Source organism: Aquidulcibacter sp. (assembly GCF_044346625.1).
Lineage (GTDB): Bacteria > Pseudomonadota > Alphaproteobacteria > Caulobacterales > Aquidulcibacteraceae > Aquidulcibacter.
Map to the genome: position 1 here is coordinate 1 of NZ_JBIIYV010000047.1, position 24,002 is coordinate 24,002.

A 24,002-nucleotide genomic window follows, 5' to 3' on the forward strand; every position below is an offset into this window, starting at 1 on the left:
AGCAGCCAGCTCCGCTCTGGGTGTGCGGTCCCCCAAATGGGCGACCGCAATCCCGTAATAGGACAAAGCCCCTGCCCCCCAAATGCCAAACAGGATTGTATTGAAGGTGAGCGAAAGCTCCGCGCCTATCGTAGCTAGAATAAAGGCCGCTATTGCTGGAACGCCAATCAGCATGGCCAAGACGATGCGTCGGTCTATCCGGTCAGACAATCTGCCTGCATGCCATTGCACGAGCAACGAGCCGATCCAAGCGGCGGCTTGGAACGTGGCTGCGGCCTGCGGCCCTCCCCGCTCGCTGGCATAGAGCGGCGCTAGCGACAAAACAGCGCCATTGACCAGCCCAGAGCCAACGGCGGCAACAAAGGCTGCCGGCGCAAGCCTAAACAGTCGTGATGGCAACATGCGTAAGACAGTCGCAGGCGGTGGCGGACTGGTATCCGCGATGGAGATCGGCACCAGAGACAGCGCCAAAAAGGCGGCGGCGGCCATAATCGGCCCCGGTGCATTCGGCTCTGGATGGGTAAAGCCGATAATGAAGGGCCCTGATACGAGCCCCAGCTTGGTGCACAGCATGTAAAAGCCCGTCACATCGCCGCGCCGCGCGTTGGGGATGGCAGACGCCATCCAACCCTCGGCTGCGGCAAACATCACCGCAATCGCTGCACCCGCCAGTAAGCGGCTGATCGCCCACGCCCAAGCAGAATCGCTCGCATAAAGCAAAAGTGTAGTCACACAGGCGATGGATGCGGCAGCCGCATAGCTGCGAATGGCCCCAATCGCGCGCAACATAATCGGCGCGAACCAAGCCCCGGCCAAAAAGCCAAGACCATAGGCAGAAGCAACCAAGCCAATTTGACTGCCCGTGAACTGAAGTGCCTGCATCTGGAGCGGCAGCCAAACACTTAATAGGCCGCCCGCAATCTGCAGCAATGTCTGCCCCCCGATCAGAGAGGCGACATCACGCATCGGATTACCCCTTGGGGTTCCTGACGGCAGGGAAACTGGATCGCTCATGGAGCAACGATAGGCCGTGATGGCGCACAGGGCCAGAATGTTTCCGCATCGCGACCAAGCTTTGTTCACACCCTAGCAAGGTAGGCGCTGGCAAACTGGGCTTTGGAGTTTTCTGATGCGTCCATCTCAATCTATGCCGCAACCTTCCAGCTCTCATGCAATGCTCATGACTGCCTTGCTGGTGACCACCTTGTTCGGCGTGTCTGCAGAGGCAAAGCCGAACAAGCCTGCAGGGCTGCGGGGCGGTACTTCTGCAAGTGCGGCTCCGGCCAACCCGGCGCAAGCTTGGTTGGGCCAATCCATTTGGCGTGCGACAACTTGTGACAAGAGAGAAAACTTCCAGACCTTTAGTTTCACCCCATCGCCGCAAGTCGAAGTGGGATCTGGTAAAAAGGGCGAAGGTGAAAAACTAGAGCTATTACGTGTTGGCACCAGCCCCGACGGCCTGATTGAAATTGAGACCCGGGTTTGTGCGCCGGTCGGCTGTAACCAGACCGTCGAGCGCTACAAAAAGACTGGCCCAGACCAGATGCAGGAATGGCACTTTGAAGGCCGCCTGCCGGAGCATCAGCCCTATGTGTTGGTTCGTGATGGCCAAGCCGTCGATGGCTCTGGCCCCGGTCGTATATTTAACCGATGCCCGAACTAAGGACGTGTCTGACCTGAGCCGCGCACGACATATTTGTAAGTCGTCAGCCCTTCGGCCCCAACAGGCCCACGTGCGTGTAAGCGGCCCGTGCCAATGCCGATCTCGCCACCAAAGCCAAACTCGCCACCATCGGCATATTGAGTGGAGGCATTGACCAAAACGATGGCGCTATCGACTTCATTCAAGAAGCGCTCAGCCGCACCCTGATCTTCGGTAACAATCGCATCCGTATGGCCAGAGCCATAGCGTGCGATGTGAGCCACGGCCTCTTCAATCCCAGGCACTACCGCGATAGACAAGATAGGCGCAAGATATTCGGTGCGCCAATCTTCTTCTGTTGCCTCTGCCATCGGCACGATGGCTTGGGCAGCCGCATCGCCGCGCAGCTCACAGCCTTTTTCCATCAGCGCCGCTGCAATCTTGGGCAGTAGGGCGGCGGCAATCTCTTGGTCGATCAAAAGCGTCTCTGTCGACCCGCAAACGCCAGTGCGGCGCATTTTGGCATTAAGGGTTAAGGCGACAGCCTTTTCAGGATCGGCGCCTGCGTGGACATAGGTGTGGCAGATGCCTTCCAAATGGCTCAACACCGGTACGCGGGCTTCTGCTTGCACACGCGCGACGAGGCTTTTGCCACCGCGCGGGATGATCATGTCGATGGAGCCGTCAAGCCCGGCCAGCATGGCCCCCACGGCGGCCCGGTCGGTTGTACCGACCAATTGGATCGCATCTTCGGGCAAACCTGCTTCCGCCAACCCTGCCCGCAGGGCTTTGGTGATTTCCGTCGAACTGCCAATGGTGTCTGAGCCGCCGCGCAGGATGACGCAATTGCCAGAGCGCAGACACAAAGCGCCAGCATCAGCGGTGACATTTGGGCGGCTCTCATAAATGATACCAATCACACCAATAGGAATGCGGACGCGCTGCATGTGCAAGCCGTTTGGCCGCGTCCAGTCCTTCATCACTTCGCCCAATTGATCGGGCTGGCCAGCGACATCTTCTACCGCCGCTGCCATGGCTTCCAGTCGAGCAGGGTCCAACTTGAGCCGATCTAGCATGGAGGGCGACAGACCTTCTGCCGCGCTGCGCGCCATATCTGTTTCATTGGCCGCCAAAATGACTGGTGCGGCTGTGCGGATGTGGCGCGCCATTGCACCAAGAGCCGCAGACCGTGTGGCGGCACTGGCTTCGCGAACCGCTTTGGCCGAGGCGCGGGCGCGAGCACCCATGGCGAGCATCAGGGCTTCAGGTGTCTCTTGGGTCGGGACATGCACGTTCATTTGCGCAAAATGCCCTCAACCAAGACCAAAGACAAGGAGGCGGATCGCGCTTTGTCCGTGGTTGCTTGAGGGAGGTCGCCTAGGCTTCGCATCGCAATCTGGTTAGAGTTGGGACAAAAGGAACAACCCATGACGTTTGAAACTATTGGTGACACCATCTTTATAGAAGCGAATGGGCAGCGCCTTGAGACTCTTATTGCAGGCAAGGGCGGAAGCAAGCTTGCAGTGCTGCTGCATGGCTTTCCGGAATCCAATCACTCTTGGCGCTTTCAAATCCCGCTATTGGTGAAGCTCGGCTATGAAGTTTGGGCACCCAATTTGCGCGGCTATGGCCAGAGTTCCAAGCCACCTTCCATGCAGGACTATGCCATCGAACATCTGATGGAGGACGTTTCCCAGCTGATCGATCAGGCATCTGAAGGGCGACCTGTGACGTTGATCGCCCATGATTGGGGCGCTTTGATCGCTTGGGCATTTGCAGCCTCAAACCAGCGCCCGCTAGAGCGCTTAGTGATCCTCAATGTTCCCCATCCCGCCCGACTTGCCGAAGGCCTGCGGACTTGGAAGCAACTGAAGAAGAGTTGGTATGTCTTCTTCTTCCAACTGCCCTGGCTTCCCGAAAGGATGATGGCCGCTGGCGGCGCGCGGGCGATTGGACGGGCTTTTAGCGCATTAGCCATCGACCAGACCAATTTTGGACCAGAAGTACTTCAAATCTATCGTGACAATGCCCTGATCCCGGGCGCACTGACAGCAATGGTCAATTATTATCGGGCCGCGGCTCAGACAACAGGCTTCTCGAATTTCCGACGGGACAAGGTCGCCGCCATCACAGTGCCAACGCTAATGATTTGGGGCGAAGAAGACCTCGCCCTTGGCGTGGAATTGACTGACGGATACGACGGTTTGGTGCAGGATTTCACGCTACGGCGCCTCAAGGGTGTCGGGCATTGGGTGCAGCAGGAGAATCCAGAGGCGGTCAATGCGCATCTAGAAGCTTGGCTGGCCCGGTGAGTGCTACTGCAAAGGTCACACATCCATGATTTCTTTCTGATTCAATTTCGGCTAATGCCGCCCATCACTGGCCCATAGGGAGTTCCGGCGCGGTCGCTGGCCTTATGGCTCAGGTTAAAAGAGTGCCCAAACTATGGCTGAATCCATCAATGTAAATCGCAAAGCAGAACTTCTCTCCAATGTCGTCGAGCATGTGGATATCGCGTCTTATGACGCGCGCCCCATCATCGACAGCATGAAGAAGATGTCTTTCACCAGCCGCGACACCGGTCGTGCCGCTGACATTTTCAACACCATGATCGCCGATAAGGAAGCGTCTGTATGGTTGACCTTGGCTGGCTCGACCAGCGCTGGCGGTTGTATGCATGTCTATCGCGACATGGTGAAGTACGGCATGGTTGACGCCATCGTCGCCACCGGCGCGTCGATCATTGACATGGACTTCTTTGAAGCGCTCGGCTTCAAGCACTACCAAGCGTTGGAAGTGCCCGACGATGAGACCCTGCGCAGCCTCTATATCGATCGGATTTATGACACCTATATCGATGAAGAAGAACTGCAGGCCTGCGACCATACCATTCTGGAAATCGCTGACAGCTTAGAGGCGAAAGCCTATTCCTCGCGCGCTTTCATCTCGGCAATGGGGAAATGGTTGAGCGAAGGCAATGCCAAGAAAGAGGGCAGCTTGATCCAAACCGCTTATGAGTGCGGCGTGCCGATCTTCTGCCCCGCTTTTGTGGACAGCTCGGCTGGCTTTGGCTTGGTGAAGCACCAAGTCCAGCGCATGAAAGACAAAAAGCCATATTTGGTGATCGATGCGATCGCAGACTTCCGCGAACTGACCGATATCAAAATCGCAGCTGGTCGCACCGGTCTGTTCATGGTTGGCGGCGGCGTGCCGAAGAACTTTGCGCAAGACACCGTTGTCTGCGCTGAGATCTTAGGGGTCGAAGCTGAGATGCATGCTTATGCCGTTCAGATTACCGTGGCCGACGTGCGCGATGGCGCCTGCTCTTCCTCGACCCTGAAAGAAGCCTGCTCGTGGGGCAAAGTTTCTGTGGCGCTCGAGCAAATGGTGTTTGCCGAAGCCTCCACGGTCGTGCCACTGATTGCTTCGGATGCTTACCATCGCGGTCATTGGAAAGACCGGGTCAAGCCAAATTGGGCAAAATTGTTCGAATAGGCTTAGGCCACTGACTAATAGTGCGAAAGGGGGTGGCTATTGGCCGCCCCTTTTTTGTGCCTATTCATCGGCCACCTCGCACAAAAAAGGGCCGCTGTACCTAGTACAGCGGCCCCTAATTTTAGCCGAAGCTTTTAAGATTACTCGTCGGTCAACTGGAATTGAACAAACAGCGAGACATCATCTGCAATATTCTCGCAGTTCCGCCGAGCTGGCTCGTACTTCATTCGTCGTGCTTCACGCTCGACTGCGGATTCAAACACACCTGGTGGGGTAGCAGAGGTGATGATGACCCCTACAACCGTGCCGGTTGCGTCAATCTGCAAGGTTGCCCGAACACTGCCTTCAGTCCCACGCTCCTGAGCGCGCTGCGGATAGGCCCGGTCAATGTTGAACTCACGCAGCTTGCGAGGGCTCCTCGGTGCCTCTGTGCACGATGGCGGCGGAGGCGGTGGCGGTGGTGCCGGTGGTGGCGGTGGTGGAGCTGGCGGCTGATAGTCCGTCAACGCAGGTGCCGGTGGTGGGGGCGCGCGCACCACAGTCTCGCGGATTTCTTCCACCGGAGGCGGGGGAATGTCCACGATCATCTTGGTTTGGCGCTCCACCAGTGGCGGTGGCGGTGGCAGCTTATCAGGCGGCGGCGGCGGTGGAGGCGGTGGTGGAAGTTTCTTTTCCTTCTCCGCCTTAACCACGTTCAGATTGTCCAAGAAGTCCGTCACGATGGTCGGGCGCACCTTGGATACGCCATACAAGATACCCGACCAAAGAAGGATCGAGATCAAGAGGAACAACATACGATATTTAGCCATATCTCATTGCCCTCCTATCGCAACTGATCTGGGCTGATCGCATCTTCAGCAACCAGCGAGACTTTTTGGAAGTTGGCTTCCTGAAGAAGTGCCATCGTTCCCATTACCGATGCATACGGCAAGGTTTGGTCCGCACGCACCCGAACTGTTTCCAGCAGGCGGTTGGGAGAATCTGGCACATGGAAGGTGATCCGTTCCAAAACCTTGGAAGCCAAGGCATCAGGCTCGGTCAATTGAGCATCCACAAAGATTTGCGGCGTACCCGTTCCATCGTCGCGAATATCGACAACAGTCGGGGTTTTTGGCCTCTCTTGCGGCTTTTCTGGCGGCGGAGATGGCGGTGGAAGATCCACCTTCACGTCCGTCGTCGGAATCGGAGCTGCCACCATGAAGATGATCAGCAATACCAAGAGAATGTCGATGAACGGAACGATATTCGGTTCCGAGCTCGGTTGCATGTCTTTGCCTCTGCCCCCGCCGGAGAGTTTAGCGCCCATGGTGCATTGCTCCCTTCAGGTTCAAAGTCTCGCAGAAACAGACCTGGGTGGTATAAAAATTCAACATGATCGTACCTCCCTTACCTAGCGGCGTTTGTCTGCGCCAACGAGCGCAACTTTGTAGAAGCCTTCATCTTGAAGGCGGTTCATAGCGAAAACCACGTTACGGTATGGCGTGTCACCATCGGCGCGGATGTAAATCCGTTGGTCGATGATCTTGGCCAAGTTGCCACCGAAGCTTGGGTTGTCTTTGACAACGCCTTCGAAGGCCTTTTTCCCGAGGACCGTGGTATCCACGACTTCATCATTGCCCACGAAGAAACCAACGACGCCACCCTTGTCTTGAATAGTGACATAGGTTGGTTTTGGTGGCCGCTTCGATGGCAAGACCTTGGAGTCTGGCAGCGTGACATTAATGTCCACTGAAGCAACAGGCGAAGCCACCATGAAGATGATCAACAGCACCAACATCACGTCCACGAATGGCACGATATTTGGTTCTGCGTTGACATCCAGCTGGCCTCTTTTGCCGCCGCCGCCTCCGGCTAGTTTTGCACCCATGATCGGTCTCCTTTTCTAGAGCCCCGATCAGCCCTGCTTGTCCATGTCGCGGGTAACCAGCGAGATGAAGTCGGCTTCAAAGTCTTCCAAATAGCCACCGATTGTGCCGGTTTGCTTTGCGGAGAAGTTGTAGATCATCACGGCTGGAATAGCAGCGACGAGGCCTGCAGCGGTAGCAAACAGAGCTTCAGCAATACCAGGTGCCACAACGGCGAGCGAGGTGGTTTGGGTGTTTGCGATAGCGATGAACGAGTTCATGATGCCCCAAACCGTACCGAACAAGCCGATGAACGGTGCGTTCGAACCGATCGAAGCCAAGAAGGTCATGTTAGAGCCGAGCTCTTCAAGCGCCTTGTTCTGCTCCGCGGTCATTGCTGAGCGGACCCGCTCAATCAAATCACCACGGGCATCGCGGTTGTTGTAAAGACCCGAGTCCTTCGCCTTTTGCAGCTCGCCATAGCCAGCAGCAAACATTTTCTTGGCAAAGCCGTCTGGTTGCTTCGAGAGCAATTGAGCGGCTTCTTCCGGGGACTTTGCTTTCTTGTAAGCGGCAACGAAATCAACAGTGCGCTTCTTGTTGCCGCGCATCACGATGATTTTTTCGAACATCAAGGCAATTGCGTATACGGCGCAAAGCAACAGGATGACCAAAACGATCTTGGACACCAATGGCGAATGCGCAATCATGTCCATCAAAGTGATGTTTTGTTGACCGGCATTCTTGGCAGCTTCTGCAGCGGCAGCGGCAGCTTCAGCGGCACTAGGTGCAGCAGGTGCGGCAGCGGCGACAGCATTCACTGACTCAACAACAGCATTCGTGGTTTCAGCAGCAGCAGCAACAGTTGCGTCGGCGGCGGGGGTGGCAGCGGTGTCAGCAGCACCGGCGGCTTGCAGAAGAGCAAACATGGTTTTCTGTATCCTCCAAAATCAGTCCCGGCGTTAACCTTTTTGTAACGTACGGGCTCCATCGGACTCCTAGCCGCCCTTTTACGTTTGTGGAAGGGGGCTATGCGCTAAATTGCCGCTGTCAGGCAGAAAATGTCTGTAGAAGATGCTTTTGTTAAGGATTGAGTCTGGTTTTGTTACGGTTTTATAACCATTCGAGGCAAATTTAACTCAGTTTAGATCATATAATTCAGGCCGCCGATCCCTGAAAAAGCCCCAAGCGGCACGGTGTCGGTCAAGAAATGTCAAGTCGATCGTGCCTGCGGCAATCCCTTCCTCTGTACGCGACAGATCCGCGATCAAATCTCCGCGATGATCGGCAATAAAGGACGATCCATAGAAGTGCTGATCATCTCCAAGCCCTTGTTCGACACCAATCCGATTTGCCGCAACAACCGGCATGATGTTGCTAACTGCATGGCCCTGCATAGCCCGACGCCAAGGATCGCGCGTGTCGAGGGTTCCATCATGGGGTTCTGACCCAATCGCGGTGGGGTAGAACAAGACCTCTGCCCCCAATAGCGCCATGGCGCGGGCGGCTTCGGGATACCATTGATCCCAGCAAATGCCGACGCCAATTTTAGCGTAACGTGTGTTCCAGACCTTAAACCCGGTGTCGCCCGGCCGGAAGTAATATTTCTCCTGATAGCCTGGACCATCCGGGATGTGGCTTTTCCGGTAGGTGCCCAAAGCAGTACCATCTGCATCGAGAACAACCACACTATTGTAATAGCGTGGGCCTTCACGTTCAAAAATCGACACAGGGATCACAACACCTAACTCAGCAGCGATCGGCTGCAACTGGGTGACACAAGGGTGCTCTAGAGCAGGATAGGCGGACGCGAACCAACGCTCGTCTTGGGTCGTGCAAAAATAAGGCCCCTGGAACAATTCCGAGGGCAGAATAATTTGGGCACCTGCGGATGCGGCTTGGCGGATCAGGGCAATGGTACGATCAATATTGTCTTGTAGATCAGCTCCATAGTGGGTCTGAAGAGCAGCGAGTTTCACAAGGCGCGACATATTAGGCTGGCTCCTGCTGAGTGATACAATGGAAGCTACCGCCACCGGTCAGAATGGCGGTGCTTTGAATGCCGACAACGCGGTGATGTGGAAAAGCGGCCGCTAATCCGCGCAACGCTGCATCGGTTGAAGCAGTGCCATAATGGGGCATAACCACGCTGGCGTTACCAATAATAAAGTTCATGTGCGACGCGGGGATCGCTTTGCCGTCCTCATCTTCGACCAAACCGGGGGACGGGATTTGCACCACTTCCAACGCCCGGCCTGATCCATCTGTCATCGACGCCAAGTCGGATGCAATCTGATTGAGGACATCATAATTGGGATCATCCGATCCATATGGGGCCATACACATGACGCGACCTGGGCCGATGAAGCGGGCAATGTTGTCGACATGGCCATCGGTATGATCATTGGCCAAGCCATCTCCAAGCCACAACACTTTCTTAGCCCCTAATGCAGCCTGCAAATGCGCTTCAGCGACGGCTTCGGTCCAGCCCACATTGCGATTTGGGTTGAGCAAGCACTGGCGGGTCGTCAGGATCGTGCCTTCACCATCATGGTCGACGGCGCCACCTTCTAAGACAAATTCAGCCCGTTGCACCGGAATTGCCGCAGCTTCTGCGACCTTGTCGCCCACGCTATCATCGAACGGCAGATCATATTTGCCACCCCAGCCATTAAAACCAAACCGCAACGCAACGGCCTTGCCATCTCGCTTGGCAAAGATTGGGCCTGTGTCGCGAAGCCAAATATCGCCAAATCCGCAAGCATGAATTTGAACCTGGGCTGGCAAGCTTTCACGCGCGTTTGTCACAGCTTCGTCGCCACAGGCCAGCACATGCACAAGGTCACCTTCCTTGTCAGAAGGCGTTGTCGCGACAAGCGCGCGGATCATCGCGGCCACTTCAGCGCGCGCCGGGGCCAGATCTTCTTGCCACAGGTCTGCAGCAGACGGCCAACACGTCCAAATCGCCTTATGCGGAGCCCATTCGGCCGGGATAGTCAGGTGAGTCAACAGAAGGATCCTCGAAGCGACATGATCAGGGGGAGGCACATGGCCCTGTAAGGCTTAGTCTGCAAGATGCACACGTGTACTTTCTAAACTTCGTTCAAGGCAGCTTTGCCGCGCTCAACAACATAGTGCTTCAGCGGCTTAAACGCCTGATCGCGCCGCCATGTGGTCGGGGTGCTCATCAAACGAACATCCATAGTTTGTGGAGTTACGTCCACAAGGCCATAGCCGCGCACACGGTCATCTTGCCATTTTAGATGTGGATTGTCTGGGAACAAGCGGTTCCAACGGTCATAATTGAACGACATGGTCGAGATCGAGCCTCCGACAAACTCAACCGCCACAGTGTCACTCTCAGGCTTGGCGTAATCTTGCTTTACATCATTGGCCCAAAAGCCATGCATATCACCGCCAATGACGACGGACGAAACATCGCGGCGGCGGCGGGCCATCTGATCGATGATCTTCTGGCGCGCGGGCTCAAAACCACTCCAGCCATCGGTAAAGGCAGTTGGATCGCCTTGGCTATTCTTTTGGAATAAAGTTGAGAAAATCGTCGGCTGGACCAGAACCGACCATTTGAACGGCGCGCGCATGAAATTCTCCGACACGAAACGCTCTTGCCGTGCCCCCAAAATGGTCCGCGACGGGTCCTGCAGCTCCGCACAAGTGGCGCGGCTCACGCTTTCCGCCTCTTGCCGGCCCGGTGACAAGCATGCCCCTTTTGAGCGATATTGCCGGGTGTCCAGCAAAGTAAAGTCTAGCAGATCGCCCCAGCCGCTTTGACCATAAATCCGCATACGGTTGACCGCATCAAAGCGCGAGCGTGCCCGCAGAGGCTGACTTTCGAAAAAGGCCTTATATGCATTGTACTTACGGATCGGGAAGTCCTTGGCGGGATCTTGACCGGGCAAGACTTTACCAAAGTCTGCCTGATAATCATTGGCCACTTCGTGATCATCCCAGATGTAGAGCCAAGGTGCCGCAGCATGGGCAGCCTGCAGGTCTGGATCCATTTTGTGGACCGCATGAATGAGCCGATAATCGCTCAAGCTAAATGCATCTTCCACCGGCATGCGACGCACGGCAGCGCCATAGGAGACTTCATAGATATAATCGCCAAGCGACAGGATGACGTCTGGGTTCTGCTTGGCAATGTCACCATAGGCAGTAAACAAGCCTTGCTCATAATGGGCGCAGGAGTGCCAAGCAAAGCGCATTTTGGCCAAAGGTGCCCCAAATTCTGGGGTTGTGCGCGTCCGCCCCGCGGGGGACACGGCTAGACCAACCCGGAACCGGTAGAAATAGGGGCGGTTCGGCTTTAGGCCACCCACCTCGACATGCACACAATGGGCATTATCGGGCCGCGCCACCGCAAATTCGCGCCGCACAATTTTCGTGAAGGCTTCGTCCTCAGCGATCTCACACTGAACATCAACCAAGCCATCAATTGAATACTCAGGGTCCAATGGCTCTGGCGCAAGGCGCGTCCAAAGTACAAAGCCGTCCTGCGTTGGATCACCAGACGCCACACCCATGGTGAACGGGTCAGAGATAAATTTCGGCGTCTGCGCCATCGCAGAACCGCGCCAAGGGCTACTGATCGAAGCCGCGGCCGCCCCCATTGCCCATGCGTTCAAAAACAGCCGCCGCTTTGGATCGAAGCTCATCGGATAAGACCTTGTGCTTGAGAAATGAGAGTACCCTTACCCTAGTGCAAGGGACCCTAAACGCAAATGGGGCGGCCCCCGAAAAGGCCGCCCCATGAACGAAACGTTACAGCTTGTGAGCTCTTAGAACTTTGTCTTCAAAGTTACTTGTAACGTGCGAGGTGCACCCAATGCATAGCTTGGAGCCGAACCGGTACGGGCAACAGTCGTTCCAGTTACCGTCGATACGTTAGCAATGGTCAACGCGTTGTTCGTAGAGCTGATGTTGCCATAATAGCCTTCGTCGAACAAATTGATGATGTTGACCTGAAGAATTGTGTTCTTCACACCCAAGCTGTCAAAGTCATAGCTCGCATCCAAGTCTACTACGTTGTATGCAGGTGACTTTTCGTCGTTAATGTCGGTCGAGAAACGTTCGCTGACATACTTGCTTTGAACGCCCAAGGTTAGCCCGTCGATGGCGTATTGCAGGCGCAAGCCATAGGTGGTGTCTGGCGTTTCAACCAATTTCTTGCCGCCAGTTGGCAGCGAGGTAGTGGCCGACAATGGCACGTTGTTCTTGACTTCGCTGTCGTTAAACGACGCCGAGGCATAAGCGGTGAAGCGCTTGCCCAAGCGGTAGCCAAGTTCCAGATCCACACCGCTCAAGTCCACTGCACCGACGTTACGGTCGACGCTGATGCCCAAGTTTTCGTCAAACGCGGACACGATCCGGTTCTCATACTTGGTATTCCAGAAAGCGATCGAACCCGTGAGGTCCGTTCCCTGATAGCGGTAGCCTAAGTCAAAGCTCTGGGTGGTTTCTGGAACAGCGTTGTTCAGCAAAATGCCACCCGTTGCGCCGCGCAAAGGCGTGTAGAGGTTGTCGGTACGAGGCGCCGAGAAACCTTCAGCATAGCTGGCATAAACCGAGTTATTCTCGATAAACTCATAGCTAGCGCTGATGTTTGGCAACACGGCATCATACTTACGTGTCGCCTTGTAAGGCGCGATATACTGGTTTGTACCTTGCGAAACGAAAGTAACGTTACCATTGGCCAAAGTCGCGCTTGGAGTTTCGGTGGTGCAAAGCACGTTCGAACTTCCGTTTTGGCTGAAGCAACGCTGGTCCAACTGACGCTCAAAGAATGGTGCGCGAACACCAACGTTTAGGCGCAATTTGTCATCGAAGAACAGGCCATTATAGTCGATTGCGAACTGGTTGAGCTGTGCAATCGAGAAACGGTCGCGGCCACGCAGGAAGCTGCCATCCACGCCATTGACCTTTGGACCATCACGGCCGCCAAAAACGTTCAATGGGTTGCCTTGAGCGTCCAAGCGGGTGAATTCGCCAGTTTGACGGTGACGACCATAATCGAACGTGTAGGCAAACCGCAGACGGTTCGTGTCGTTGATGTCCCAGATCAAAGAGGCGTTAACGCCGACTCGGTTGGTGTTGGTGGTGTTTGGCGTATAGAGACGAACGCTGTCGAGCACGTCGCCGTCGCCGTTCAGGTCAGCACCGGCTGCGATCGCGCCAGTACCGGTAAGAACCAAGCCCGCACCGCGCAAGCGGCGGTCGTTTTCGTTGACGACAGTCGTGCCGCCACCGTTTGCCAAAACATATTGATAGGTTGGATCGACGGTCAGGCGAAGGTTAGGTGCCAGTTGGAAGTTCGAGCTACCGCGAATGTTACCCGTGTTGGATGGGTTGATGCGCAGACCAAAGTAGTTGGTGCAGCTCGATGGGTTTGCTGGATTGTCCGTCGCCGTTTGGAAGTTTGCGTTCGCAGGTGCCGTTGAAGCACCGTCGTTTTGGGCAGTGCCAGCTACTGGCGCTACACGCGTACAGGTATCCAAATTGTCGTAGTTTGGACCATAGAATGCCCATTGAGCCAATGAACCGTTGCGATAGAAGGCGTTGCGGTTTTCGTTGTAATGAAACGAAAGGCTGAGGAAGTCGGTGTCGTTCAGCTTTTGGAAGATACGCGCATTATATTGCTTCTTCTCAAGTTCGCCGGGGCCCTTGAACTTGTTATAGCTCTGATACGAGCCGCCGATGAAAGCAGTCGTGCCCCATGGACCGAACGCACCAGTATCAAAGCTTAACAGGCCACGGCCATAGCCGTAGGAACCGGCCGAAGCAGTTGCGCGGAAGCCCATCTTCTCGTCTGGCTTACGCATGCGAAGGTTGATTGTACCGCCGGTTGCCGAAGCCGAAGGGCTGTCGACGTCGGTGGTGCCGGTGTTCACGGTGGTGCGCGTGATGTATTCAGGGTCCAACTGTTGGTTGGTGAAGATCGCATAGTTGCCGGTGTCGTTCAGCGGAATACCGTCAACGGTCAAAGAGATACGGTTGCCGTCAAAACCACGCAGGCGAACGTTGCCACCCGACGAACCATATGGGTCGCTATTGGTGAAGTTCAGGCCTGGTACCAAGTTCAAGCTTTGGAAAACGGTTTGGCCAGCTGGCTGGGTAGCAATGTACTCAGCTGTAATTGTGGAACGTGTCTTTGGGGTCTTTTCGGCTTCGATAAGACCTGCAGTGGTTCGGCTACGCGCCGCGGTGACGATGATCAGCTCAGCTTCAGCTTGTTGCGAACCGGTCGATTGAGCAAAAGCCGAACCGCTCCAGCCAACCATGCCCAAAGAGAGAGCGGCGAGCGCTACGCCTGATGACAAGCGTTTTACGTGAGACATTGGAAACCCCTTGTGAAAGTCATTTTTCGCGCATCGAATTGGGAGGCTGCGCGTAGAGTGGGCCACCTAGCCCGCTTGAGATACGCCTCTGCGACGTTTATGTGACACTTCTATGACAGAGACGGCTCTGGCATGGGAACACTGGGGATAAATGTGCCAAGCTGTTCGCACAGTGGCAACAATGTTACACTTTGTTTAGACTTTAGGCATCGCGGTGACTGAGCACCAACTTTAAAAGCCGCCCCCAGAATCCTTAAAAAAGAGTTGGAACCACAGGCTCCCCCAAAACCTTTAAAAAAAAGCGGTGGAGCCAAAGGCTCCCCCAAAATCCTCAAAAAAAAGCGGTGGAGCCACAGGCTCCACCGCAAGGCGATGCTCAGGGAGCGCCGGTCCAATTCAGCGCTTACGAAAAGCACAATGAAATATTCCGGACACCAAAGCCGAGCCAAAGACCCGACTTGCCCTTACGTTAGCCCGCGGTGGTCCGATTTGTAAATGGGGTAGGCAGTATTTGTGACAGATTGCCGCTTTTTAAATCGCTACTGGCCCCAAACGGCGCGCAAACGGGCATCTCGCCCGCAGCCATTGCGGTAATAGGCATAGCGCAGCGGGTTTTTCTGATAATAATCCTGATGATAGCCTTCAGCATCGTAGAATGCTTTGGCGGGCAGAATTTGTACGACAATCGGCTTCTTAAAGCGGGCAAAGAGCACTTCCCGTGCAGCTTCTGCCGCCTTCTTCTCAGTTTCATTGGCGTAGAAGATAGCCGGTAGGTAGGTCTCTCCCTTGTCACAGAATTGGCCAAACGCATCGAACGGATCGACTTGGCGCCAATAGGTGTCGAGAAGCTTTTGATAGCTGACCTTGGCGGGGTCATAGGTGATTTTCACCGCCTCAAAATGGCCGGTGCCGCCCCGGCCCACTTGCTCATAAGTTGGATTGGCCAGCGTACCGCCAGTATAGCCGGAGGTGGTGGCAACCACGCCCTGGATCTCATCAAATGGCTTTTCCATGCACCAAAAGCAGCCGCCGGCAAAAACTGCGGTGGCAAGATTACTTGGGCTCGTTGCGGGCGATATTGCCGCCTTGGGCGCAACGCTATCGGCTTGAGCTGGGGATTGGGTACCACAGCCAGCAAGAGCTAGAATGGATAGAGAAACGAGAACGGAGAATGGCTTAAGTTGGGTCATACTGGCCTATACGCAACAATCTGTCGTTCGGTTGCACCTTGAGAAACCAAAAAGGGGCGCGGCCTACGCCACGCCCCTCGGCTAGTCCTGTCAAATCGGCAGAACTTAGTGGTTCCAGCGAAGCGTCAAACCATAGGTCCGTGGCTCACCCACGAACGCATTGATTTGGCTGTTGACGACACGTGGCGCAAACCCGCCCAAAGCTGGCTGATTGGTTAGCGCAGGCGCATCACCCTGCAGTGGCGCATCAAAGGTGATCTGGGCATAACGCTCATCCGTCAGGTTCCGGCCCCACAATTCGACGGTCCAGCGATCGTCAGCTGTGCTCAATGCAAGGCGGCCATTGATCAGCGTATAACCGGGCTGGGTCTTGCGTGGGTCCAAGTTCGAGCCTGTGATCGTGTCTGTGATGGTACGGAAGTCGGTATAGGCTTTAAACTTTGCCGTGTCAGACAGAACCGAACGCTCATAATTGAACGCAGAACCATAAGTCCAGACAGGTGAGCTGGTCAGCTGGGCGCCTGGCAACCAATAAAGGTTGGGGTTTTGGCCAAGGAAGGTATTGGCCTGCGCCGCCGAGCCCAAATTTTTGGTATATTCGGTCAACGAATATGCCGCGCCGCCAGTTATGGACAGGCCATCGATGGGGGTGCGCAGTACATAGTCGAACTCAACCCCTTGCGACACCACTTCAGGAACCGAAGTCACAACAAACGAGATACCGGTGAAGGTATTCAGCTGGAAGTTCTCAAAGGTCTGATGGTAAGCCGCGAAGTTCGCGGTCAACGCGCGGTTGAACCACTGGGTCTTCAAACCAACTTCGTAAGCATCAACAGTTTCTGGCGCAAACGAGGTGTTTGGCTGACGCACGGTGCGGTTGCCCACGCCTGGCGCGATGATCGAGGTGACCACATTGTTCTGCAGATCAGAGAAGGCGCGGTCCAGATTGAAGCCACCAGCCTTATAGCCGCGTGAGTACGAGGCATAAGAATTGATGTTTGGTGCAAACCGGTAGGCTGCCGAGAAGATGCCCGACCATTCTTTCTCTGACTTTTCTTGGCGGTGATCCATGCCATCAAGGCCGGAGCGCATCCAAGGCGCGCAGATGGCACCTACAACTGCTGCCAACGAGCCCGCGTTGCGTGCCGCATCGAGACCCAAGCGGTTCTCAATCGCGGTACAAGCGGTGTTGCCCTGCGTGCGATAGCTGCCTTGGAACTTCTTTTCCTCCGAGGTGTAACGCAGACCCAAGGTCACGCTGAAGTCATCGTTGAATTGATAGATGTTGTGGGTAAACAACGCGATAGATTCGGCATCCTGCTCGTAATCGTCAAACTGACCACCACCAGGAGCTAGGGTGCCGATATTGGCTGGTGTCACGCCCAAGATGGACTGCCAGGTCGAAACCACGCCAGCCAATTGGGTGTTGGTGACGGTTGGGCTCAACGGGTTCACGGCCAAAGCGGGGTTGGCCAAGGCCAAGGCTGGGCCCAAGAGACCGCCAATATAGGCTTGGTAATCGGTGCCCGTGCGGAAGCGAACGGTCGAGTTGATGGTCTCTTTGGAATAGATGGTTCCGACCAACCAATCCAGTTTGCCCAAAGAACCAGCATAGCGGAATTCTTGGGTGAAGTTATCAAACTCCGCGCCAGCACCTTCTGACTTCAAGCTATAGACGACGTCTGCGCCGCTATAATCCGAGTCAGCCCCCGCAGTACGCTTCCAATTGCGTTGCGCTGTGATCGAGGTCAGTTTGCCGAAACCAACATCCCAATTCATCTCAAGGCTGATACCCGCATCTTCAATGTCTTGATCATAGGTGCGGTTAGCGCTGGCTAGATAGCTATCAAAGTTACGGCTGGTTTGCAGCGCGTTTGGCGAGATCTTGTTCAAAATGTCCGTGCTCGAAGGAACGCGGACGTCCTTTAGCCATACAGCCGCCGCACAACAGGCTTCGGCGCGCGAAGCCTGATCCACGATCAAGCGTGCATCGAAGGTTTCGCTTGGCGTGTAGAGCAATTGGCCACGGATCGCATAATAATTGGAATCGTTTGAATCCGTGCGAGCGGTGCCATTGTTTACGTTCATATAGCCGTCACGGGCACGAGCGGTCACATAGAGGCGACCAGCCAGCTTATCCTCGATCAGGGGGCCAGTGATGCCAAGGCCAAGACCGCCCAGGCCATAATTGCCGAAAGTCGCGTCGCCAGAGGTACCAAACTCAAAGCTTGGCTTCTTGGAGGTGACATTGATCAAACCGGCCGAGGTGTTGCGGCCAAACAAGGTACCTTGTGGGCCACGAAGAACTTCGATGGCGCGGATTTCGCCCAAGTCACCAAAGGCAACGCTGTTGCGGGCGCGGAACACGCCGTCGATCACAACGCCGACCGAGGATTCAAGACCGGGGTTCGAGCCTTGGGTACCCACGCCGCGGATACGCGCGGTAACCGAACCAGAGTTTTCCGAAACAGGCACTTGCAGCGAAGGTGCCAACTGGGTCAGGTCGCGAATGTCTTTCACGCCAGCGGACTCGATGGCTTGAGCACCGATTGCAGTCACGGCGACGGCAACGTTTTGCAGCGCGGTTTCGCGCCGGGTCGCAGTAACAATAATTTCTTCAACTGGCTGGTCATCTTGCGCAGTGGTTGCTTGTTGTTGCGCAAAAGCAGGTGCAGCAAAAACGGAGGTTGCGCAGGCAGCCAACAAAAGGCCACGACGGCCCAATCGTTCCAAATTCATATTTCTCTCCCAGAGAATGGATGTTCTCAGCCTGACTTTTCAGGGCTGTTGTTTCAGCCAACCTTGCAAAGCCAAAAAAAGCGACGCAAAGCAAGCCGATCAGTCGACGGCTATACGCACGGTTGACGTAAGGGTCGAGGGTGAAATACTGCAATCCTAAGTCACAATTGCGTGCTGTTGCCAAATCGTCACAACTTGGCGCTTCACCGACCCACAAGGATGATAAGCGCATGAAACTTGCTACAATTATGCACAATGGAGTTCCGCGCATCGCGCAAATTGAAGGCAAGGTGGCGCAGATTCTGGCAGCCCCCGTTGACGGCTTGGGCGTCGTCTCGGCTCTACGTGGACCGGCTGACGAGCGCACCATTGTCGAAGCCGTGTCAGTCGACTCCCTTGAATTCTTGGCCCCGGTCCCGCAGCCACCCCGCATCTTTGGCATTGGCCTTAATTATGCAGATCATGCCGCTGAAACTGGCCGCGAGCCGCCCGCGATCCAGACTTGGTTTATGAAGCAGATCACCGCGGTGAATGCGCCTAATGGTGCTGTGGAGAAACCTTGCGTGTCAGACAAGCTCGACTTTGAGGTAGAGCTTGTGGTGATCGTCGGAGCAAAAGCCCGCCACGTGCCCGTCGAGCGCGCCAACGAGGTGATTGCAGGCTATTGTGTTGGCTGCGACTATTCGGTGCGCGATTGGCAGAAAGCCACCCCGACCATGATTATGGGGAAAGGCTTTAACACCCATGCCCCTTTCGGCCCTGTTTTGGTGACGGCTGACGAGATCGCCGATTTGGATCAGTTGCGCTTACGTTGCTATGTCAATGAACAACTGATGCAGGATGGCTGCGTGGCAGACCTTATCTTCAAAGTGCCGCAAATGATCGCCCATCTCAGCACGGCCTTTACGCTTTTGCCAGGCGACATCATCTTCACCGGCACGCCAGCAGGTGTCGGTATTGCCCGCAATCCGCCCGTTTATCTGTTTGCCGGCGATACAGTGCGCTGTGAGATTGACGGCCTTGGCATGATTGAGAACAAAATCGTGGATGAGGTGAAGGCAACCATCATCGCGTGATCGTAATGCCGATGCGCCACAGGGGTGTGGAGGTCTCCGACAGGATGCCCGCCCCTGAGATGGCAGTCATAATGCGGGTCCCCGTAACGTTCTCGCCGGAAGCAAACACGTCCAAATCCCGCCTCAATGCCCAAGATGTGCGCAAATCCAAAGCCTGATAGGCCTTTAGCTCTCGCGTGTTCAGATCATCTTCAAAGCGTGCACCCTCGCCACGCAGTGCGACGGTCAGTTGAGGCCCATCGCGTAGCGGCAAAGTCAGGCCAACATAACTCGCCCAAGGGGCTGACTGTGCGGGGCGTAGACCGGACAAGGCAGGCAGCGAGCGACCCCCATCCACTTCGGCATCGACCATCGACACGCGGAGATCGATCTGCGGCTGAAGGCCCGCCCCCTTTGCCACCCAAGTCAGGCCAGCCTCTAAACCTTTGGCTTCAATTTGCCCAGCATTCAGGCGCTGGCGCAGCGTGCCACCAGCGGGCAGAAAGCCAACACGGGGCAAAACACCAGGGCCGACGCCAATCGTGACATTCGTGATGGGGTCCTTTAGCCTGCTGGCATAAAGTGTAACGATGCCCGTCCAATCCCCTCCCAAGCCTTGCCATTGGTTCTTAAGGTCAATGTCGAGGCCTTCGAGAACTTCAGGAACCAGATCGGCATTGGCTTCGGTCACATCATTGCCGACGCGGAACGGGCGGTGCAACTCGTTCAGGCTGGGTGGGCGGAAGGTTCGAAACAGGCTAACGCGCGCCTGCCCGCCCCCAACAAACAGGGAAACGCGTCCTGTCGCCACATGACCCTCCCGATCGACAGGTGTCTCTGACAATGTAACGGCCCCAGTTGCACGGTCAGCTTCTAAGCGTTTCGCCCGATCATGGGCCCAACGATCTAGGCGCAAGGTCGCATCCAGACCTTTTTGTTCGTCATCTGATTGCCATAAGCGGGGCACGTCGAGGCCCAAACCAATCAAGTCCTGCTGACCTCCAGCAATGCGTGTGCGGGTAAAGCTATTGCCGATAAAGCGGAAAAGTTCGCGCGTTTCGCCTTCGCTATGACGCCAATCTAAAGTCCATCTAGGGCTCCAACCCGCAAAAGCCGGGGCAAAGATGAGGGACCCGCCAAGTGCCGACGCAGGGGTTTCATATTGATCCAGCGCCGGGGTTACGCTAGCCCGGTCTGCAGCCACAGAGACTGTCTGATTGGAAAAATCGCGGGTTTGCGCGAACAAAATGAGCCGTGCTTGGCCCCAATCCCCCTCCAGCTTGCGTGCGCCGCTCACGTCGGCCCCGCGCGCAGCGCTACCACCCCCTAAGGTCCCCGCACCTTTCTCTTCTTCAAAGCCTGAAACTCGGAACGACCATTGTCCACTGGCAGCCGGTAGCTCAGTAACTAAAGTGAAGGTGGAAGCCGTGAAGTCAGCGGGCAGATCGACGGCACCGCGTTGTGCAGGGCTGACCGGGATGAGGCCATCATTGCTCTCATAGGAAGCCATTGCCGTTAGTGTGCCACTATCAGCCGTCACAGAGCCGTGAGCGGCAAGCTGCACAGCACCCTGCCCCCCGGCAGACAACCGCAAGCGCGCAGGCCCACCGCGCACCTCAACCAAATCGAGCGCTCCGGTCAAAGCAAGAGGCCCAAAGCCTGCCCCCGCTGCCCCTCGACGAAGATCAACACGCTCCAAAAATAGTGGATCATGCCGCACCCAAAACACCCAGCTCCCAAACGGATCATTCTGCGGCACACCATCGAGACTAACCAGAGCGCGTCCTGCGCCATTGGGTGCAATCGGGCGCAGGGATAGGCCTTGAATGGTGCCATTCGCCGGTCCGCTTGCCGTGCGTCGAAACAGGCTCGCGCCGGGTGCTATTCTCAGCGCTTCGTCCAAGCGCAAACCGATACTGGACCCGAGGGCCGCTTGGTCGAGACTGATTTGTGCCGACATAGAGCGATCTGACGGGAGACGCTCTGCCCGCACAACAATGACCTCAGATGCTGCTTCGGCCTTTGCTGCCGATGCTCCGACACCTGATTGTGGTGGTAAAGCCGTAGCTGGGCTTGCGAGAAGGAATAGGCTGGGCCAAGAAAACATGAAGTCAGACCTAATCTAGGTTGCTTGCAACAGCGAGTAGTTTTGACCGCGCGCCCAACCTCTTCTAACGACAAATTGATGATGGACTTGTTGCTTTCCCTAGACCTTGCGACCGATCTCGACACCCGCGATTTAGGTGCCCGCTTGGCTAAAGTGGTGCAGGCTGGAGATTGCTTGGCCCTGCGAGGCAATTTGGGCGCCGGCAAAACGACCCTTGCGCGTGGTTTGATTTGCGCTTTCCTCGGTGCTGATACCGAAGTCCCAAGCCCGACTTTTACCTTGGTCCAGCGCTATCAGCCGGACCTAGATGAACAGCCAAGCGCCCCAGAACTGCTCCATTTCGACCTGTATCGCCTAGAAGACCCAGAAGATATCTGGGAATTGGGCTGGGAAGAGCTTGACGAGGTCATCAGCTTGGTTGAATGGCCAGATAAAGCAGGGCCACATCTGTCACCCCGGCACCTCGACATCGAAATCATAAGTGTTGGTGACCATCGCCGCGCCCATTTGTCGGCCTCGCCGACATCGAACTGGAAATCTCGCCTGCATGACTTCTGAAACTTCCTCGCTTGAGGCCACCCGTTTTGACGCCGCGATCGCTACCGCTTTGCTCGAGGCAGGCTTTGGCAATGCAGATCGGCAAAAATTTGATCAAGATGCCTCGACCCGTTCCTACGAACGGGTCCGCGACGGTGGCCGTACGGCCATTTTGATGAAGGCCCAACCGGGCAATGAGGATGGGCCCTGCCCGCCCGATGCAGATGAAGAGACGCGACGGGCCTTGGGCTGGAATGCGCTTTCGCGCTTGGCCGCTTCACGTGTGGAGGCCTTTGTCGCCATTGGCGATCACTTGCGAGGCCACGGCTTCTCCGCCCCTGCTAATTTGGCAGTCAACGCCCCTGTAGGGGTCGCGGTGGTCGAAGATTTGGGTGACGATCTTTATGCCCGTGTCATCGCTGAAGGCCGGGCCAATGAAGTTGAGCTTTATCGCATGGCCGGCGAGGCGCTGGCCGCCCTGCATCAGACCCCAATCCCTTCTACCCTGCCCTCCCCCATCGGGCCTTGGCCAATCCTAGATTTTGACGCGATTGCGCTTCGCGAAAATGCCAATCTGTTTGTCGATTGGACGCCACGCTTCCTCGGTCTTGACGGATTTAGTGTCGATGCTCGTGCCGAATGGTCGGACATTCGCGATACTTTGATTGGCGATATTCTCGCCCATCGACGCGCCTTCACGTTGCGCGATTATCATGCGGAGAACATCCTGTGGCTGCCGGAGCGTGAAGGCATTGCTCGGGTTGGCCTGCTTGATTTCCAAGATGCCGTGCATGGCTATCGCGCTTGGGACTTTGCCATGCTGCTGCATGATGCGCGACGGGACGTAAGCGCCGAAGCCTATGAAGCCACCATTCGCGCTTATTTGGACGCGACTGGGTCTGAACGGGTGCCCTTTGACGAGGAGCTGGCCATTCAGGGCGCGATCAACGCTTTACGTATTCTCGGTATCTTTTCGCGACTAGTCGGCCGCGATGGTAAGCAGCGTTATCGCCTATTCATGCCCCGTGAAGCGGGACACCTCGCCCAAGTCCTCACGCACCCGCGCCTGAAAGCCCTGCAGAATTGGGTAGAACGCTATGTGCCTCTTGAGGCCTTCAAACAGGCGCAAGTCGGATGAGTGCGATGCCAAGCCATGCCATGGTCTTTGCCGCAGGTCTTGGCACACGCATGCGACCCCTAACCAATGACCGTCCCAAGGCCTTGGTTGAGGTCGATGGCCGCTGCTTGGTGGACCATATGCTCGACCGCCTCGCAGAAGCAGGCGTCGGCACAGCCGTGGTCAATAGCTTTCATTTTGGCGACAAATTGGTGGCGCATCTAACGCCGCGGAGTACAGGCAACCCCCGCCTGATCTTTTCCCGCGAGGACGCATTGCCGGAGCCTTTGGAAACTGAAGGCGGCCTTGTGTACGCGCTACATCACTTTTCTGACGGGCCGCTGCTGACCTGCAATGCGGACGCAATTTGGCTTGATGGCACAGCGATCAACCGCATGGCTGAGGCGTTTGATCCTAGACGAATGGATGGCCTGCTCTTATTGGCGCGCCTTGATGAGTCTTTGGGTTTTGACGGACCGGGCGATTTCTTCATGGACGAGGAAGGTCGTTTGACCCGGCGGGGGGAAGCTGCAAGCGCGCCCTATGCTTATGCAGGCGTGCAGATCACGACCAAGGCAAAGTTTGAAGGCAAATCCGCTACCAAGCGCTCCCTCGCCCGCACGTGGTTTGACGAATGGAGCCCCAAGGGTCGTCTTTATGGCCTCGTCCTTGACGGGCCTTGGTTGCATATCGGTGACCCACAAGCCCGGTTAGACGCAGAAGCTAAACTTCAGGCGCTGCGGGCATCCACACAGGCATAAAGCGCTTGGATCAAACGACCGGCGCGCTCGTCACCCAATAGGGCTGGGGTTTGTTTGTTCATCACATAAGCTGCCGATAAGCGTTTAGCAGGATCACCAAATCCACCAGATCCACCCCAACCAGAATGGCCCAAGGTTTCAGGATTGGTGCCGTAGCGCA

The 24,002-nt window shown here is 56.0% G+C and carries 20 protein-coding genes and 1 pseudogene; 7 read left to right on the top strand and 14 right to left on the bottom strand.

The window, feature by feature from the left end; all coding sequences use genetic code 11:
• The coding region (locus ACIQ20_RS11695; protein WP_395780496.1) for an MFS transporter at window positions 1-966 on the bottom strand (966 nt) is incomplete at its 3' end.
• Window positions 967-1,129: 163 nt separating this feature from the next.
• Here ACIQ20_RS11695 and ACIQ20_RS11700 point away from each other — a divergent pair.
• Entirely contained in the window at window positions 1,130-1,663 is a 534-nt protein-coding gene (locus ACIQ20_RS11700; protein WP_395780498.1) for a hypothetical protein, read from the top strand.
• Here ACIQ20_RS11700 and ACIQ20_RS11705 read toward each other — a convergent pair.
• Complete coding sequence (locus tag ACIQ20_RS11705) at window positions 1,660-2,940, bottom strand: glutamate-5-semialdehyde dehydrogenase (protein WP_395780500.1); 1,281 nt, start codon at window positions 2,938-2,940, stop codon at window positions 1,660-1,662. The two genes, ACIQ20_RS11700 and ACIQ20_RS11705, sit on opposite strands and share 4 nt — an antisense overlap.
• A gap of 129 nt (window positions 2,941-3,069) precedes the next feature.
• Between ACIQ20_RS11705 and ACIQ20_RS11710 the strand changes: the two genes are divergently transcribed.
• Together ACIQ20_RS11710 and ACIQ20_RS11715 are read left to right on the top strand one after the other, a co-directional pair.
• Window positions 3,070-3,954, top strand: coding sequence for an alpha/beta fold hydrolase (locus ACIQ20_RS11710; protein WP_395780502.1), 885 nt, complete (start codon window positions 3,070-3,072; stop codon window positions 3,952-3,954).
• Between the two features lie 133 nt (window positions 3,955-4,087).
• Window positions 4,088-5,137: a deoxyhypusine synthase gene (locus ACIQ20_RS11715; protein WP_395780504.1), complete on the top strand. Its 1,050-nt coding sequence runs from the start codon at window positions 4,088-4,090 to the stop codon at window positions 5,135-5,137.
• 140 nt (window positions 5,138-5,277) lie between these two features.
• Here ACIQ20_RS11715 and ACIQ20_RS11720 read toward each other — a convergent pair whose 3' ends face one another.
• The 10 genes from ACIQ20_RS11720 to ACIQ20_RS11765 all read right to left on the bottom strand — a co-directional run bounded on the left by ACIQ20_RS11720 (window position 5,278) and on the right by ACIQ20_RS11765 (window position 18,265).
• Window positions 5,278-5,946 (bottom strand): energy transducer TonB, encoded by a 669-nt coding sequence (locus ACIQ20_RS11720; protein ID WP_395780506.1) that lies wholly within the window; start codon window positions 5,944-5,946, stop codon window positions 5,278-5,280.
• A 14-nt stretch (window positions 5,947-5,960) separates the two neighbouring features.
• Window positions 5,961-6,443, bottom strand: a complete 483-nt coding sequence (locus ACIQ20_RS11725; RefSeq protein WP_395780508.1) for a biopolymer transporter ExbD — start codon at window positions 6,441-6,443, stop codon at window positions 5,961-5,963.
• A gap of 84 nt (window positions 6,444-6,527) precedes the next feature.
• On the bottom strand, window positions 6,528-7,004 hold the full coding sequence (locus ACIQ20_RS11730; RefSeq protein WP_395780510.1) for a biopolymer transporter ExbD: 477 nt from the start codon (window positions 7,002-7,004) through the stop codon (window positions 6,528-6,530).
• 27 nt (window positions 7,005-7,031) lie between these two features.
• A complete protein-coding gene (locus ACIQ20_RS11735; RefSeq protein WP_395780512.1) occupies window positions 7,032-7,910 on the bottom strand; it encodes a MotA/TolQ/ExbB proton channel family protein in 879 nt (292 codons plus the stop codon).
• A gap of 210 nt (window positions 7,911-8,120) precedes the next feature.
• Complete coding sequence (gene aguB / locus ACIQ20_RS11740; protein WP_395780514.1) at window positions 8,121-8,972, bottom strand: N-carbamoylputrescine amidase; 852 nt, start codon at window positions 8,970-8,972, stop codon at window positions 8,121-8,123.
• A 1-nt stretch (window position 8,973) separates the two neighbouring features.
• Window positions 8,974-9,990 carry an agmatine deiminase family protein gene (locus ACIQ20_RS11745; protein WP_395780516.1) on the bottom strand — a complete coding sequence of 339 codons (1,017 nt, stop codon included), beginning with the start codon at window positions 9,988-9,990 and terminating at the stop codon, window positions 8,974-8,976.
• An 83-nt stretch (window positions 9,991-10,073) separates the two neighbouring features.
• Entirely contained in the window at window positions 10,074-11,657 is a 1,584-nt protein-coding gene (locus ACIQ20_RS11750) for an alkaline phosphatase D family protein (protein ID WP_395780518.1), read from the bottom strand.
• A gap of 123 nt (window positions 11,658-11,780) precedes the next feature.
• Entirely contained in the window at window positions 11,781-14,336 is a 2,556-nt protein-coding gene (locus ACIQ20_RS11755) for a TonB-dependent receptor (protein ID WP_395780520.1), read from the bottom strand.
• Between the two features lie 539 nt (window positions 14,337-14,875).
• Window positions 14,876-15,526, bottom strand: coding sequence for a peptide-methionine (S)-S-oxide reductase MsrA (msrA, locus tag ACIQ20_RS11760; protein ID WP_395780522.1), 651 nt, complete (start codon window positions 15,524-15,526; stop codon window positions 14,876-14,878).
• A gap of 105 nt (window positions 15,527-15,631) precedes the next feature.
• Window positions 15,632-18,265 (bottom strand): TonB-dependent receptor, encoded by a 2,634-nt coding sequence (locus ACIQ20_RS11765; protein WP_395780524.1) that lies wholly within the window; start codon window positions 18,263-18,265, stop codon window positions 15,632-15,634.
• Window positions 18,266-18,495: 230 nt separating this feature from the next.
• Here ACIQ20_RS11765 and ACIQ20_RS11770 point away from each other — a divergent pair, with 230 nt between their 5' ends.
• The gene (locus tag ACIQ20_RS11770) at window positions 18,496-19,341 is read left to right on the top strand and encodes a fumarylacetoacetate hydrolase family protein (RefSeq protein ID WP_395780526.1); all 846 of its coding nucleotides are present in this window, start codon (window positions 18,496-18,498) and stop codon (window positions 19,339-19,341) included.
• On the opposite strand, the gene ACIQ20_RS11775 is transcribed toward ACIQ20_RS11770, so the two are convergent.
• Window positions 19,331-21,427 (bottom strand): TonB-dependent receptor, encoded by a 2,097-nt coding sequence (locus tag ACIQ20_RS11775; protein WP_395780528.1) that lies wholly within the window; start codon window positions 21,425-21,427, stop codon window positions 19,331-19,333. The two genes, ACIQ20_RS11770 and ACIQ20_RS11775, sit on opposite strands and share 11 nt — an antisense overlap.
• A gap of 78 nt (window positions 21,428-21,505) precedes the next feature.
• Between ACIQ20_RS11775 and tsaE the strand changes: the two genes are divergently transcribed.
• From tsaE to ACIQ20_RS11790, 3 genes are read left to right on the top strand one after another with little or no spacing between them, the layout of a single operon-like run.
• A complete protein-coding gene (gene tsaE, locus ACIQ20_RS11780; RefSeq protein ID WP_395780530.1) occupies window positions 21,506-21,985 on the top strand; it encodes a tRNA (adenosine(37)-N6)-threonylcarbamoyltransferase complex ATPase subunit type 1 TsaE in 480 nt (159 codons plus the stop codon).
• On the top strand, window positions 21,975-23,102 hold the full coding sequence (locus tag ACIQ20_RS11785; RefSeq protein WP_395780532.1) for an aminoglycoside phosphotransferase family protein: 1,128 nt from the start codon (window positions 21,975-21,977) through the stop codon (window positions 23,100-23,102). Before tsaE ends, ACIQ20_RS11785 begins: the two co-directional genes overlap by 11 nt.
• On the top strand, window positions 23,099-23,842 hold the full coding sequence (locus tag ACIQ20_RS11790) for a nucleotidyltransferase family protein (protein WP_395780534.1): 744 nt from the start codon (window positions 23,099-23,101) through the stop codon (window positions 23,840-23,842). The genes ACIQ20_RS11785 and ACIQ20_RS11790 overlap by 4 nt, the downstream gene beginning before the upstream one ends.
• On the opposite strand, the pseudogene ACIQ20_RS11795 reads toward ACIQ20_RS11790, so the two are convergent.
• Window positions 23,812-24,002: pseudogene (locus ACIQ20_RS11795) on the bottom strand (esterase); the annotation flags it as partial. The gene ACIQ20_RS11790 and the pseudogene ACIQ20_RS11795 overlap by 31 nt on opposite strands.